Source organism: Asaia prunellae JCM 25354 (assembly GCF_000613885.1).
Taxonomy (GTDB): Bacteria; Pseudomonadota; Alphaproteobacteria; order Acetobacterales; family Acetobacteraceae; genus Asaia; species Asaia prunellae.
In genome coordinates, this window is the sequence record NZ_BAJV01000010.1 from 66,671 (window position 1) to 81,260 (window position 14,590).

General features: G+C 57.2%; 12 protein-coding genes and 1 pseudogene. 2 read left to right on the top strand and 11 right to left on the bottom strand.

Translation table 11 applies throughout. The annotated features are described in order from the left end of the window. Window positions 1-107: 107 nt before the first annotated feature. Window positions 108-2,507 (bottom strand): TonB-dependent receptor, encoded by a 2,400-nt coding sequence (locus tag JCM25354_RS09775; RefSeq protein WP_025885879.1) that lies wholly within the window; start codon window positions 2,505-2,507, stop codon window positions 108-110. A 170-nt stretch (window positions 2,508-2,677) separates the two neighbouring features. After that, window positions 2,678-3,484 (bottom strand): OmpW/AlkL family protein, encoded by an 807-nt coding sequence (locus JCM25354_RS09780; RefSeq protein ID WP_025885880.1) that lies wholly within the window; start codon window positions 3,482-3,484, stop codon window positions 2,678-2,680. A 174-nt stretch (window positions 3,485-3,658) separates the two neighbouring features. On the opposite strand from JCM25354_RS09780, the gene JCM25354_RS09785 reads away from it, so the two are divergent. Together JCM25354_RS09785 and murA are read left to right on the top strand one after the other, a co-directional pair. Then, window positions 3,659-4,387: a Crp/Fnr family transcriptional regulator gene (locus JCM25354_RS09785; protein ID WP_243444013.1), complete on the top strand. Its 729-nt coding sequence runs from the start codon at window positions 3,659-3,661 to the stop codon at window positions 4,385-4,387. 108 nt (window positions 4,388-4,495) lie between these two features. Further along, the gene (gene murA, locus JCM25354_RS09790; RefSeq protein ID WP_025885882.1) at window positions 4,496-5,758 is read left to right on the top strand and encodes a UDP-N-acetylglucosamine 1-carboxyvinyltransferase; all 1,263 of its coding nucleotides are present in this window, start codon (window positions 4,496-4,498) and stop codon (window positions 5,756-5,758) included. A 155-nt stretch (window positions 5,759-5,913) separates the two neighbouring features. Here murA and JCM25354_RS09795 read toward each other — a convergent pair whose 3' ends face one another. The 9 genes and pseudogenes from JCM25354_RS09795 to JCM25354_RS09835 all read right to left on the bottom strand — a co-directional run bounded on the left by JCM25354_RS09795 (window position 5,914) and on the right by JCM25354_RS09835 (window position 14,528). Next, window positions 5,914-7,434: a GMC family oxidoreductase gene (locus JCM25354_RS09795; RefSeq protein ID WP_025885883.1), complete on the bottom strand. Its 1,521-nt coding sequence runs from the start codon at window positions 7,432-7,434 to the stop codon at window positions 5,914-5,916. 37 nt (window positions 7,435-7,471) lie between these two features. Further along, window positions 7,472-8,071 (bottom strand): gluconate 2-dehydrogenase subunit 3 family protein, encoded by a 600-nt coding sequence (locus JCM25354_RS09800; protein WP_025885884.1) that lies wholly within the window; start codon window positions 8,069-8,071, stop codon window positions 7,472-7,474. Window positions 8,072-8,363: 292 nt separating this feature from the next. Next, window positions 8,364-8,915, bottom strand: coding sequence for a dCTP deaminase (gene dcd, locus JCM25354_RS09805; RefSeq protein ID WP_025885885.1), 552 nt, complete (start codon window positions 8,913-8,915; stop codon window positions 8,364-8,366). 82 nt (window positions 8,916-8,997) lie between these two features. Further along, window positions 8,998-9,291 (bottom strand): putative quinol monooxygenase, encoded by a 294-nt coding sequence (locus JCM25354_RS09810; RefSeq protein ID WP_025885886.1) that lies wholly within the window; start codon window positions 9,289-9,291, stop codon window positions 8,998-9,000. Between the two features lie 30 nt (window positions 9,292-9,321). Next, window positions 9,322-9,507 (bottom strand): hypothetical protein, encoded by a 186-nt coding sequence (locus tag JCM25354_RS09815; RefSeq protein ID WP_025885887.1) that lies wholly within the window; start codon window positions 9,505-9,507, stop codon window positions 9,322-9,324. Beyond that, window positions 9,504-10,685, bottom strand: a complete 1,182-nt coding sequence (locus tag JCM25354_RS09820) for a glycosyltransferase family 4 protein (RefSeq protein WP_025885888.1) — start codon at window positions 10,683-10,685, stop codon at window positions 9,504-9,506. Before JCM25354_RS09820 ends, JCM25354_RS09815 begins: the two co-directional genes overlap by 4 nt. 116 nt (window positions 10,686-10,801) lie before the next feature. Then, window positions 10,802-13,002: pseudogene (locus JCM25354_RS18060) on the bottom strand (pyrroloquinoline quinone-dependent dehydrogenase). Then, the gene (locus tag JCM25354_RS23440) at window positions 13,002-13,205 is read right to left on the bottom strand and encodes a hypothetical protein (RefSeq protein ID WP_369345759.1); all 204 of its coding nucleotides are present in this window, start codon (window positions 13,203-13,205) and stop codon (window positions 13,002-13,004) included. Before JCM25354_RS23440 ends, JCM25354_RS18060 begins: the two are co-directional and overlap by 1 nt. A 366-nt stretch (window positions 13,206-13,571) precedes the next feature. Continuing rightward, a complete protein-coding gene (locus tag JCM25354_RS09835) occupies window positions 13,572-14,528 on the bottom strand; it encodes a LysR family transcriptional regulator (protein ID WP_025885889.1) in 957 nt (318 codons plus the stop codon). Window positions 14,529-14,590: the final 62 nt, after the last annotated feature.

Sequence of the window (14,590 nt, forward strand, 5' to 3'; positions counted from 1 at the left end):
GGAGAGGCAGATCGTCTGTCCGGACGAGATCGTTCTTGTTTGGGCGTCAGGACAATCGCCCAGATCCGGCCTGGACAGGGCGATTATCCGGTGAATGACGTGAGGCGTTACCAGTTGGCACTCAATGTCAGGAAAAACATGCGCGGGGCGATCGGGTAAGCGGTGAACTGACCCGAAGTCTGTGTGGTGCTGACCGTGGACCAGCCACGTGTATTGGTCAGGTTGGTAATGTTTCCCTGAACGCGCAAGGCGGGGATATGGGGGATGCCATGGATGGTGTAACCCGCATTTATGCTGAACTGTGCGGTCGGCGAGGCCCAGAGATCATTGGTATAGGTTGTGTAGCGCTTGCCCATGACATCGCCGATGAACTGGCCATAGAAATTGCCCCAGTTGGTTGTGGCGACGAATTTCTCTGTCCAGTCCGGCTGACCGGCCACATTACGGCCTGCAATGCGGATGGTCGATGTGCCAGAGCTGTAGTTGTCGTTATAGACCGACTTGTTATAGCTCAGCCCGTTATAGATCGAGAAATGCGGGCCAAACTGTGCGGTGAAGGAGAAATCCATACCGTCTGTCGTGACCGAGCCCACATTGGCCAGCGTCGTAGCGGAGCCGATGATCGAAGACAGCGACTGCGTTGTGGCAATGGCCACCAGACGGTTCGAGAAATGTACGTGATAATATTCGGCCTGCGCCGAGATGTCGGTGAGCGGGCCCAGATTGACATGGTGATGGGTACGCAGACCGGTTTCATAGGTCCATGACGTCTCGACCTTGCCGTTCTTCTTGAAATCCTCGAAGGCCGCCTGGCTCGTGGCACCCCATGGGGTGGCATTGCCATAACCTGCATCCTGGTAGGAACGCATGTTCTCCTGAATATTGGCGAACCACTGCTCGTTGGGCGTGATATTCCACAATGCACCGAACGAAGGCAGGAACGGCTTGACGGCGTCGATGGTGCCGCCTGGTACGGTCACAGCAGTTGCAGGCGAAAGCGACCCTTTCTTGCCAGCCACAGGCAGGGTGCCGTTGGTATAGACCAGTTCGGATTTGAACCCTGCCGAGAGGGTGAAGTTTTTCGTAACCCGCCAGCTGTCCTGAAGATGGGTGGTGAAGGTATTGGTATAGAAATAGTTCGTGTACTGCTTGATCAGCGCATCCTGCTGACGGTCATACGGTGTGGTCGGGTTGTTGGCATCGAGCGGATACCAGCGACGGGCCTGCGTGTTGTTGTTGCGCTCGTACCAGCCCCCGACTTCGAGGTCGTGATGGCCCAGCTTGTAGCGCAGCGTCGTGAGCAGACCGCCGCGATTATCCCAGTATTCGGTCGTGCGTGTGGCATAGCCCGAACCACCGAATACGTTGCTCAGCTGGCTGGAGCTCTGGTTGGGGAAATAGGCGCCGAACAGCGTTGGCAGACCGGCTGCCGTGATCGGACCAGCTACCACACCTTCACCGAGATTGTGGTGATAGTACAGCTTGTTGTCCCAGTGCAGGTTGCTGTTGAAATCATGCTGCCAGGCCAGATAAGTCAGAAAATCCTGACGCTGTGCCGCAGAATAGTAATTGCGGTAATTCAGCCCTGCATTCTTGTAGGCTGCCGAATTCAGATAGGATTTGGCGTAAGTGAAATCAGGGTAGGTGAAGGGGCGCACGTAGGTGCCATAGCCATTGGGCAGCACAATGCCGTCTTCATTCGGCTCGACCTTGTCGGACCAGTCGAAGAAATAGGTGATCTTGTCCTTGCTGCCCTTGTGCACGAATTTGGCGTTGACCTGATTGCCACCCTGATGACCGGCAAAATCCCAGGCGCGGGCATCCTGACGTGCCCATGAAATATAGGCCGAGTTGCCATTGCCGAAATTGCCCGTATCGAAACGGGCAAAGGTGCGGAATGTCGAGAAGCTGCCGAAGGTCTGGTCGAGCTGGCCACCCATCTTCTGCTTGGGGTCCTGCGATGAGAACAGCAATGTGCCGCCGAGATTGGAAGTGGAGGCTGTGCCAAGCGCGCCGGAACCCGTGGCCACCGTTGCATTGCCTACGTTCTCGCTGATCACAGCACGCTGGGGTGAGAGGCCGTTGTAATTGCCATAAGCCTGATCACCCAACGGAATGCCGTCGAGCGTGTAACCAAGCTGGTTCTGGTTGAAGCCATGGATAAACAGTGAGGAATTCTGCTCGTTGTTGCCCCAGGGATCGGCATTGTTGAACACCACACCTGGCAGGATCTGCAGTGCCTTGAGCGGGCTGACACCTGGCAGGATACGCTGGAGCTGCGTGTGACCCACGCTCTGCTCGGAACGTGTGCGGCGGGCTGTGGCGATCACTTCCTCGGCCGGGGCGGTCGAGACAAGAGCCTTGGCCTTGCCGGATGAGGCGCTCGTATGGTGGGACGACACGGGATGAAGCGTGGCATCTGCTGCACTGGCTGCCCCGCTGATGAGGGCGAGGGGTGAGCAGAAAAGAGACAGCGTGAGACCAAGGCGCTGTTTGCATAGCTTCATTAGTAAACTTTCCCTTAACGATGGCCGGATTGCGGCGCACCCTATGCGGAGAGTTCGTTACGGTGTGTGAAGGTTCGGTGATTTGCCCATTACAGATTGATGAATAAAAAAAAGAGACTGTCTGAATTCCAGACAGTCTCTCTTCGACGTGTTTTATCAGGCAGCGAAGGTCAGAAGCGGTATTCGATACCGGCACCCACAACTGTCGGATCGAGGGAGTCATGAGCCTTGATGAAAGCGCCCGACCCACGGTCATTGGCCCAGGCGTGCATACGCATGAACATCTGCTTGGCATCCATGTTGAAGAACCAGTTGCCGACCAGCTGGTAATCGAAGCCGACATTGACGGAAGGACCGCCTGTAACGCCTACATTGAGCTTCTGTACCAGGCCACCTGCCGGAGAGACGTTGTGGAACCAGGCCAGGGTTGCGCCTACGCCCACATAGGGATTGAAACGCTTATGCGGACGGAAATGCCAGGCGAGGGTGATGGTCGGAGGCAGAACCCATGCGCTACCGATGTCGATGTTACCAAGAGGCGTGCCTTTGGCAGCAACTTCATGACGGGTGCTGGCAGCAATCAGGTCGATCGAGATATTATCGGTAAAGAAATATTCGAACGTCAGTTCGGGCATGACCTGGTTGGTGGTCTTGATATGACCGGGAATGGCAGCACCATTGAGCCATACCTTGCTGTCGCGGTCTTCGGGGATGATGCCAAGAGCCGACAGACGGATGATGAAATCACCCTTGCCGAGACCGATCTTGGTGCTGGAGCAGGTTTTGAACAGGCCACATTCATCGTTCGAGGAAGAACGCGGGGCGGCCATGGCCTGCGCCTGCGGCGCGAGAACCATGTTCGTCGAGACCGGCGCATTGACGACGGGCGCAGACTGGGCCTGGGCGCCGGGGGTAGCGATGGCAGCCGCGACAAAACCGGTAAGGAGCGCAGCAGAGAGTTTGAAAGGGGTCTTCATCGACGTCATCCGTGATTAAGCAGTGACGTTCTCACACCATGCGCTATGATGTGTTGCCTTGATCCATGTCAAACCTGCTTGAATAGTAATGATGACCGTGGGAAATAGGACACAGTATGTGACTTTATGTTAATAATCTAAGAACAAGACTATGCTTGAAGGGCTGGTTTGATCATGAGCGCCCAGACGGGGGACAGTATCAGCACACTCGGGCCTTGTGGAAGTTGTGGGCAGTGCCTGCACTGCGAGGCACGGTCACGCAGCATTTGTTCTGTTATCGACGCTGAACATATGGCGCGACTCGCTCAATACTCTCATCGCCTTGCTGTTGCAGCGGGAAGGACCTTCATTCAGGAAGGCGAAACTGCAAGTGATTTCTTCATCGTGACGTCAGGCCACGTAAAGCTTTTTGCTCTTATGCCGGACGGGCGACGCCAGATTACGGGTTTTGCCCAGACAGGTGATTTTCTCGGGCTGGCGAGCGGTGCGACCTATGCTTTCAGTGCCGAGGCGCTTGGAGCGCTTTCTCTCTGCCGTTTTTCGCGTTCAGGTCTCACCTTGCTGAGGCGCGAATTCCCTGAGCTTGAAAACCGCCTGATGGAGGAAGCCTCGCGTGAACTGGTTCAGGCCCAGAAGAGAATGTTGCTGCTGGGGCGCAAAACCGCGCGCGAGCGTCTTGCCAGCTTTCTTCTTGAGCAGCATCATCTCTTGCCTGCCCGCGAGATTACTCTTCGTCTACCGATGAGTCGTACCGGGATTGCCGATTATCTGGGCCTGACCATAGAGACGGTGAGCCGCACGCTGAATGCCCTGCAGCGGGAAAAACTGATAACGATCACGCAGGTCACGCAGATCGTCCTGCTCAATCTGCCCGCGCTCGAAAATCTGGCTCGCGGTGGCTAAACTTTTCACCTGGAGAAAACTGCCCAATTGATGCCTTGACGTCGCCATGATGAAGGGGGAGAGAAGACACTTTCCCGCGAGAGCCTTATCCTTCAGGAGCGACAGATCATGGACCGTTTCATCATACGTGGCGGCAGGCGTCTTGAAGGCGAGATCGTGATTGGCGGCGCCAAGAATGCCGGTCTCAAGCTCATGGTCGCGGGACTTCTTACATCCGGACGTCTTATCCTTTCCAACGTCCCGAAAATTGCTGATATCGAGACCATGCAGACGCTGCTGCGCCAGCATGGCATTGCTGTTGATCCTGTGGACGCAGAAGGTCGCACACTTTCGATTGGCGGGCCGATCACCTCGGTCGAAGCGCCGTACGATATCGTGTCGAAAATGCGCGCCTCGATTCTGGTTCTGGGCCCGCTTCTGGCTCGCGCGCATGAGGCCCGGGTCTCACTGCCTGGTGGCTGCGCCATTGGCACACGACCGGTCGATCTTCACCTCAAGGGACTGGAAACGCTCGGAGCCAAGATCCGGCTTGAAAACGGCTATATCAATGCGAGTGCGCCTGGTGGGTTGGTCGGTGATCGCATTCTTCTGCCTTTTGCATCGGTTGGCGCGACCGAAAACCTGCTCATGGCTGCAACGCTGGCAAAGGGGCGTACCGAAATCGTCAATGCGGCACGTGAGCCTGAAATCAGTGATCTGGTGGAATGCCTCAACCGTATGGGCGCGCGTATTTCAGGGGCTGGTACTGGCACGCTTGTCATTGATGGCGTTGAGGCCCTGACCGGCGCCGAACATGCCATTATGGCCGATCGTATCGAATGCGGCACCTATGCCTGTGCAGCAGGTATTACCGGTGGTGATCTGCGTCTTGTCGGTGGACGGGTGCGTGATCTTGGCGCTGTCGTTCGTACGCTGGAAGAAGCAGGCGTCGAGGTGATCGAGGAAGAAAACGCCATTCGTGTACGGCGTGCCGGTCCACTCAAGGGTGTGGATATCATGACCGAGCCTTATCCCGGTTTTCCGACGGATATGCAGGCCCAGTTCATGGCCATGCTTGCCGTTGCGGAAGGGGCTTCGATGGTGACGGAAACGATCTTTGAAAATCGCTTCATGCATGTGCCCGAGCTTAATCGTATGGGTGCACGGATCAACGTACACGGGTCTTCAGCAATTATCCGCGGGGTAGAGAGGCTTTCTGGTGCACCCGTAATGGCGACTGATCTACGTGCCTCATTCTCTTTGATCATCGCGGGTCTTGGCGCTCAGGGTGAAACGACGCTGAGCCGTATCTATCATCTCGATCGTGGCTACGAAGCGGTCGATCGCAAGCTTTCTGCCGTTGGTGCAGATATCGAGCGCATTCACGAGTAATCTGCCAATACACCGGTTCGGGTGGGGTACAGTCAGGCATAGGGGAGAGGCAGGGTCTTTTTCCAGAAGGCCTCACCCCACTCCGTAACAGTCGCATAGCTGTATGAGGCTCTGCCCCATTCCTTCCAGAAGGGCCGTCGCCCTCTGGAAAGCCTCTACCTTGCTCTGATGGCCTCTGCGGTGCGCAGGCTCAGCGCCATAATAGCCAGAGCCGGATTGGCTGCTGTAGCGCTCGGGAAGACCGAGTGATCGCAAATCCAGAGATTGTCGATATCGTGGCTGCGACCGAACGGATTGACGACGGAGTCATCGGGATCGGTCCCCATACGGCAGGTGCCGATCATATGGGCCGCGCGATCCATGGACCAGATGTCCTTGGCTCCGGCTGCTTCCCAGATGCCGGTCATGGTGCGGGCCATATGTTCATGCATTGCCTGTTCGTTAGGGCCGTAGCTGAAGGTGATTTTCGGCTTCGGAACGCCCGCCCGGCCAATCTCATCGGAGAGCGTGACGAGATTGTCGTCATTGGGCAGGCAATCGCCATGCGCGCCCAGCCCGGCCATATAGTTATAGCCGCGCAGGTAATTTGTCAGGGCTTCGCCCCACAAACCACGTCCTCTCGCTACGCCTGTAGCCCATGTCAGCGGCATCATACCGAGGGACTGAATCAGGTATCCCCCCACAAAATCAGCATCTTCGGGGCGCATCATGTCTTCGGTGATCGTCAGTGACGGATACCCTTTGTTCGGGCGGATAATCTCGTCGAAGCGACCCCAGACCTGGGTCGAGATATGCGCCATGTAATTGCGCCCGACCTGACCACTGCGGTTGGCCAGTCCGGTATGGAGCAGTAGCCGTGCCGTCTCGACGGCGCCAGCAGCAAGGACAAGAGCGGCACAACGCTGTTTGCGATCTTCGCCATTCTCGCGATAGACGATGGCCGTCACCCGGCCTGTGCTGTCGCGCTCGATACCATGGACAAAGCAGTTCGGGCGAATTTCAGCCCCAGCCGAGACGGCGACTGGCAGGTAGGTGACATCCGTGCCCGACTTGGCCCCGTTGCGGCAGCCCTGATGACAGGCACCACAACCGACGCATGCCTTGCGATCACCCCAGTCACGTGTGATCAGCGCAGTAGGACCATCGGCATTGCGAATGCCCAGAGCGTCGCAGCCGCGTATCATGGCCTGCGCCGCACCGTTGCGTTGCGGTGGCGGGTAGGCATACCGGCGTTCAGGGTCCCAGGGATAATTCTCAGGACCTGAAACACCAATCTCGCGTTCTACCCGCTCGATATAGGGCAGAAGCGTATCGTAACCGAAAGGCCAGTCCACGCCTTTGCCCGTTTCGGAATGCAGACGCATGTCGCGCGCATCAATCCGTGGCATGAACGCGCCGAAATGCAGCATCGAGCCCCCGACACCGGTGCCGCTGTTGTTGCCGCCAAATGCCATCGGGTTGGCACCGCCTGAAAGACGCTCTTCCAGCCAGTAGATTTCCGACGCTGTTGCTTCATCCGGTGTATGCTGGCGCGGGTCAAAGCGCGGCCCAGCCTCAAGTGCGACTACCTTCATGCCCGATCGGGCCAGCTCGGCCAGAAGCGGAGCCCCACCGGCCCCCGTGCCTACAACAACAACATCCACGATCTCGTGGTCGTCAAAGCGACGGCTCTTCATCGGCCATGTTCCTTCACGCGTGGTTCCCAGGCTTCGCTCACGCCTTCTCCCATGCTGAAAAGCCCTGAAAGACGCCATCGCCCCCGTTGAAAACAGCATCAATGCCCAGTTGTGCCTGTACTGCCGGATGGCTGATGAAAATCTGAACGCAGTCGGCGCGCAGATCTGCAAACCAGGAGCGCATCTGCGTCCCATCGAGCCTGTCCGTTTCAAGAGCACCTTCAGCCATCGCATGAACAAGGCTGTCCTGAAGCCCGGCATCAAGTGCAGAGAATCTGGTGCCGTAGCGCTGCCTGGCCTGGCTATCGAGGCCGTTCAGCGCCTGTTCATAAGCCTCAGTATCTGGCGGCAGGGTGGCAAACCGCCAGCCATCCCCCGGAGTACCCAGCCTTGCATCAATCCGGGCCGCAATATTGATGGTGGCATCGGGGAGAATTGCTGTTTGGGGCAAAACACGTGCTGCCAGCGCACCAAGAACGTCATAGGCGCTCTGTGAGAGCTGACGTGGGGTGTAACCTGCATCGCTGGTCTGGGCACGCTCTTCCATGACCTGACGGGTGCGCCCCGAAATACGATCGGAATCCAGCAATGCCAGATAATCCTGGTCGATAGCAGGGGGCAGTGAAGTCTGGCTCATGGCGCGTTCCCAAAACCGTGATGACGCCTCTAACATGCCCGCACCGGGTAAAGTTGCCAATGCCTCACCATACGCAAGTCATTGAGAATGCTTCTCAAAATCATTATGGATCAGGATCTGGCTTGTGGCGGCTATGTGGAGCCTGTCACTCTCCGGAAAGTGGCAAGCTCCTGTGACCCTGAACGGGTTTCCAGAGGGCGGCCTTCTGGCAGGGTCTGGGGCGGAGCCCGGTGATCTTGAGATAACTAAAGTGCGGAATGTTTTATGGGTGGCTCATCGCGGCTGACTGGTGTCAGAGGCGGGGTGTCGTGACGCCAAGCTGCTTCATGTATTTGCCGGCGCGATCGGCGTAGCTTGTTTCACAGGGAGAGGCTCCCTGGAAAAACAGGAACTGGCAGATTCCCTCATTGGCATAGATGCGCGCGGGAAGCTTGGTGGTGTTACTGATTTCGATCGTAACCTGACCTTCCCACTCGGGTTCAAGCGGGGTGACATTTACGATGATACCGCAGCGGGCATAGGTGGATTTGCCGAGACAGACGACGAGCACGTCACGCGGAATACGGAAATACTCAACAGTATGGGCCAGAGCAAAACTGTTGGGCGGAATGGTGATGTCGCCTGTGCGCGTCACAAAGCTGTTGGCCGCGAAGCTTTTGGGATCGACAACAGCATTGTCGACATCTGTGAATATCTTGAAGTCTTCACCAACGCGGGCGTCATAGCCATAGGAAGACAGGCCATAGGAAATGACACCCTCACGCTTCTGCGCTTCGACAAAAGGCTCAATCATGCCTTTTTCCTGGGCCATTTGACGGATCCAGCTGTCTGGCATGATGGGCATGGCGCGATTTCCAGTCTGTGAAAGCTATGGGGTCTGCAGATCTAGCGTCAGTATCAGGGCTCTGCAAACCACCAGGATCAGTTCAGGCGATATGTGTGAGAAACACGACTTTCGAGCCGCCGCCTTCTACAAGGGTCTTGATGGCGTTGTTGAAGACCTTGCCGTGCTCCATACCCATATGGGCCTTGAAGGCCTCTTCATCTCGATATGTTTCTTCCACATGGAAGAAATCGGGATCTTCCTCAAGGGTATAGACAACAAAACGCTCATTGCCGGGCTCGTTGCGCACATCATTGGCGAGGGCGGTCAGCAGGCGGGCGATTTCCTCGCGTTTGCCGGGCAGGGCGCGCATGGTCGCATAGAGAGCCTTGGACATGATCAAGTTCCTTTCGGGGGATAAAGCGGGTCAGCGTGAAGAAAGGCCGGATGGCGTCTGGGGTTCCTGGTCTTCTGGTGCCTTGACCGCACGGTTACGCACCTGAGCCTTGCGACGCAGCAGATTGGCGCGCAAGGCTGCGGCTTCACGGGCCTGGCGTTTTTCCAGGTCGGCCTGCGCCTTTTCAGTCAGGTTTGGTCGTGGTGGCGTGGTCATGAAACAAATTCCAGAAAGCGGTCTGACAGGCAGCCACCAAGCAGTTCATCATAGACGGCAAGAGTGGCGGATTGCATCTGCCGGGTGGTGTAGGTTTCAGCAATGTGATGGCGAGCGGTTTCAGCAAGGAGGGAACGTGCACCCTCGGGCAGGGTCAGAAGCTGATATAGTCCATCGGCCAGTGCAGTTTCATCATCCGGCGGGATAAGGAGGCCGGTTCGATAGGGGATGACGGTTTCCATGGCTCCTCCCTGCGCGGATACAATGACAGGGCGCCCCATGGCCTGCGCTTCGATCACGACACGCCCGAACGGTTCAGGGCGTAAAGAGGGAACGGCCACAACATCGGCCAGTGCATAGGCAGCGGGCATATCCTGGCATCGACCTGCAAAGCGCAGGCGTTCACGCAGTCCCAGACGGGTGGCCATAGCGTCGATTTCCTGCACGTAACGATCCTTGGGATCGGCCGGTCCGACCAGAACGCAGAGCCATGGATCAGGCAATACGGTCTGGAGATGCACCATGGCCTTCAGAAGCAGAAGCTGTCCTTTCCAGCGTGTCAGCCGACCGGGAAGCATGACGACCGGAGTTCCGGGAGGCACCTGCCATTTCTCGGCCAGGGCCTGGATGCGGGCACCATTGACCAGAGACGGATCGAAACGGTTCATATCGGCACCGCGCGGGATCAGGCGAAGGCGGTCGTCTCCCACATGATATTCATCCCTCAGTCGGGTGGCGATATAGGTACTGATCGCAATGACCCGTGCACCGCGTGCCAGAACGGAATTATAGCGTTTCTTGCCTGGAAAACCGGCCTTGTGGACTCCATGCCATGTGGTCACGAAAGGCGTATCCGTGTGCCTCGTGGCGTGCCATGCAGCCCATGCCGGGGCGCGGGAACGGGCATGAACCAGATCGACACGTTGATCGCGAATAAGCTGGATAAGGGCTTTCGCATTGCGGCGAATGGCAAATGGCGATTTCTGACCGAGAGGCAGATCGATGTGGTGTGCACCGATAGCGAGCAGCTTTGGCACCAGAGGGCCCATGGCGCCTGCCACGAGAGCGCGCCCACCGGCAGCGATGATTGCTTCTGCCATTTCAACCGTACCCTGTTCGATCCCTCCCGTGCCGAGGGCCGGAAGAACCTGAAGGATATGAGGGCTGAAGCGCGACATGCCTTGCCGGTAGCATGAAGTACGATCCTCAGGGAGAGGAAAGCGGCTATTGTCACGAAAAAAGGGTCGGGGATGCTCCCCGACCCTTGTCGATGCAACCTGAGAGGTATGTTTTCTCAGTGTTTCTGATCTGCAGTTTCCGGCAGAGCATAGACAACAAGCTGATCGGTAACCGGTGTCATCATGAAATGGTGACCGCCGGCCATGATGGCGACGTACTGCTTGCCATTAACCTCATAGGTCATCGGGTTGGCCTGTCCGCCACCGGGCAGAACATCCGACCAGACATCCTTTCCGGTTTTGATGTCGATCGCGCGGATCTGGTTGTCGGTTGCTGCTGCAACGAAAACAAGACCACCTTTGGTGATGACCGAACCGCCATTATTGGGGGTACCGATATTGAGCGGCAGGCCTGTAGGCATGTTCCACGGGCCGTTGGCACGAGCTGTACCGAGCGGACGTGACCACAGAACCTTCTTGGTCTTGATGTCGATGGCTTCGATCATGCCATAGGGCGGCTTGTTGCACATCATGCCCGTGTACTGGTTCCAGAACGGCGTTACGACAATGCCGTAAGGTGTATCGGCCTGGGCACCATTGCCTTCGGCACCGCCGCCGGAAGGATTATAGCTGGGGTTGTCGATGGGCTTCAGACCCAGCGCATCAGCCTTTTTGCGGGTGATGAGCTGATCATACATCGGCGTAGAGTTCCAGTTGGCGATGACAATGCCGGATTCCGGATCATAGGCCATACTGCCCCAGTCGCTGCCGCCGTTATAGCCGGGATATTCGATATTCGGCTTGTCGAGGGCGGGCGGGGTGAACTCGCCTACATAGCGTGCCTTGCGGAATTTTATGCGGCAGTAAAGCTGGTCGATGGGCGACATGCCCCACATGTCGCTTTCCTTCAGATCGGGGAAGGCAAGACGCGGGAAGGCGGTCGACCAAGGCTGGGTCGGACTGCGCGGATCGTCGGACATCGTGCTGGCGGGCGCCGGTTTCTCGACTACCGGGAATTCCGGCAGCGGTTTGCCTGTGGCGCGGTCAAGCACGAAGGTCTGTCCACGCTTGGTGGGTACCAGCAGGGCCGGTGTTACCGTACCATCCTCATGATGATAGTCGAATTTGGTAGCCTGTGAACCGATATCGTAGTCCCAGACATCCTTGTGCGCGGTCTGGAACACCCAGCGTGGTTCACCCGTCTTGACGTCCAGAGCGACAATGGCGGAGGAGACGGCGTTCTCCTTGTCGGTGCGCATGGCGCTGTAATAATCGGCTGCCGAATTGCCTGTTGGCACATAGACCAGACCAAGTTCGTTATCACCGGTCATGGCAGCCCAGGAATTGGGTGTGCCTCGGCTGTAGAACTTGCCGGGCTCGGCTGGTGATGATTGTCGGGATTGTTGACGTCCCACGCCCAGACGAACTTGCCGCTTTCGGCATCGTAGCCACGGATGACACCAGAAGGGGCCCAGCGACGCTGGCCGTCAAGCACCTCATGATTGACCACGACAATACCATTGATGACCGGAGGTGGGGTCGTCATGGATACGAAGCCCGGCACGGATTCACCCATGCCCTGCATCAGATTTACCTGACCACCAAAGCCGAAGCCTTCGCAGAGCTTGCCTGTCTCGGCATCGACCTGGATGAGCCGCATATCAAGCGTGGCTTCCATGATGCGATTATGGCAGGGCTGGCCCTCGGGAACGGTTGAGGACGTGTAATAGGTTACGCCCTTGCAGGCGGCTGTATAGGGAATGGAGTGGTATTTCACTCCGGCATCGTGACGCCAGATTTCCTTGCCGGTGGCAGCGTCGATGCGCATCATGTCATTCATGGCCGAACACATGTAGAGCGAATTGCCTACCTTGATTGGCGTGGTCTCGGCGGCCCATTTATTGGCCTGGCCCGGACCCGGTTTGCTGCCTGTATGATAGACAAAAGCGCGCTTGAGCCGGCCGACGTTCTCCGGTGTCAGCTGGTCGAGCGGCGAATAGCGGTTCTGGCTGGAATCGCGCCCGTAAGCCGGCCAGTCTTCACGGGCAGGTGTTGCATCGATCTGTGGTGCGGCGGCCGGAACTTCGTTGATTCCGATCTCGGAAATATCAGGCAGATTTGCTGCATTGACGCCAGGAGCCTGAGGTGCGGAGGGCAAAGGCCCCCCGAAGCGACCTGCGCCGGCATTATGCGCCATGGCAGCGGTCGTCGTTTCTTCGCCTGGGGAACTATCTGAAGGGGGGATCTGTGCAAAGGCCACCGAGGCAGAAATCATGCCTCCAAGAAAAGTGGCGGTGAGAAGGGCTGGTCTACGCATCAGACGGCTCCGCGGGAAACTGGACGAACCGTATCCTGGCGACGCAGAACCGGCAGGCTGAGCACGACCAGAACGGCGATGAGGGTTGGGCCGAAAAGACGGGGGAGCCAGCCCCAGAAATCAAATCCGCTCTCATAGATGGTCCAGACGAGTGTGCCGGCCCAGGCGAGAAGGAAAAGATAGGCGCCAAGCAGGCGTCCCATGGCCATAAGCCCGCCCGATGCCAGCAGGACAATGCCGCACAGCAGATAATAGCTGAACCGCCAAGCTCAGGAGATAGCCGCCACCACCGACGAAGATGAGACCGAATAGCACGATCAGTATGGCAAGGCCCAGGGTTGCCCAGTCGCCGACGCGTCTGGGTCTGGAACGAGACGTCATGAATCCTCCTTGAGACATGTTGCGTAACCTATCCTGAACGCGAACAGAACAGAGCAACACATATCGGTGAAAACTCTGATACGTTTGATGGGATGCGCAGTTTTCCGATCACAGGATATCGTGTGTCACGTCTTTGCACGAGGTTTTCGAACAGCAAGAACCAGAACAGAAGCTGTTACCCATGCATATCAGGCCTCTTTTCGCTCTCGTAAGGCTTTGACTACCGACTGGACTGTCGAAAAAATGGTCTCCCGCAACCATCGATGAACCGGATCACTATCGAGTCGTGGATGCCAGGCCTGAAAACTGACGAGATCGGGAAGCGGGAACGGGAAGGCAAAGGTTCTGGCCCCAATTGCCTCAAGTGGAAGGCGGCGGATGATGATCTCTGGTAATGGCAGGATCATATCTGTTTCGCGCATGGTCTCGATCATGGCGTAATCGCTGGGCACTACCAGAGCGATACGTCTTTCAAGACCATATTTTTCGGCCAGTATGGCATCAATCGGTCCAAAGGCACGCCCTCTGCGCGAGGTGCTGATATGATCATAGGCGACCAGCGTCTGTGGTGTGATCTCCTGACCCAGGATCGGATGTCCTGCGCGCACCACGGCTTCAAATCGCGTCTGGAACAGGGTCTGTTTCTTGATCTCGGGAAGGAGGTCCTCGGTGGCGCCGATATAGAGATCGATCGTACCACGCCGCAGCGCATCACCGATTGAGTCTTCAGTTTCGGGCGAAAAAACCAGCTGACACCGGGGGCAGGATTCCCTGAGTTTTTCAGCGATGGCACTGCCGAATGCGCCAATGAACAGATCGCGCGCCCTGATCGTGAAATGCGGAGCGATCTGCGAAAGATCCAGCTGGGCGCGTTCGCTGATGAGCGCTTCAGCTTCGGCCAGGACAGTCTGTACCCTGCCGAGAAGATCGCTGGCAAAAGGGGTTGCAACCAGCTGCCTGCCTGAGAGCACCAGCAGTGGATCACCGAACAATGTACGCAGTGAAGCGAGGTGGCGACTGGTAGCGGCTTCACTCACTCTGAGTCTTTTTGCTGCTCGTGTAACGCTTTCTTCCTCAAGCAGAACCTGAAGCCATCGAAGGTGATCGAGCGAATAGCCACGCTTGGCAGGCAGATTTCTGGTCATGAGGCCGAACGATGAGGAGGTTGCACGTAAAGTAAGATATCTGCGGTATCCTTACGCAAACT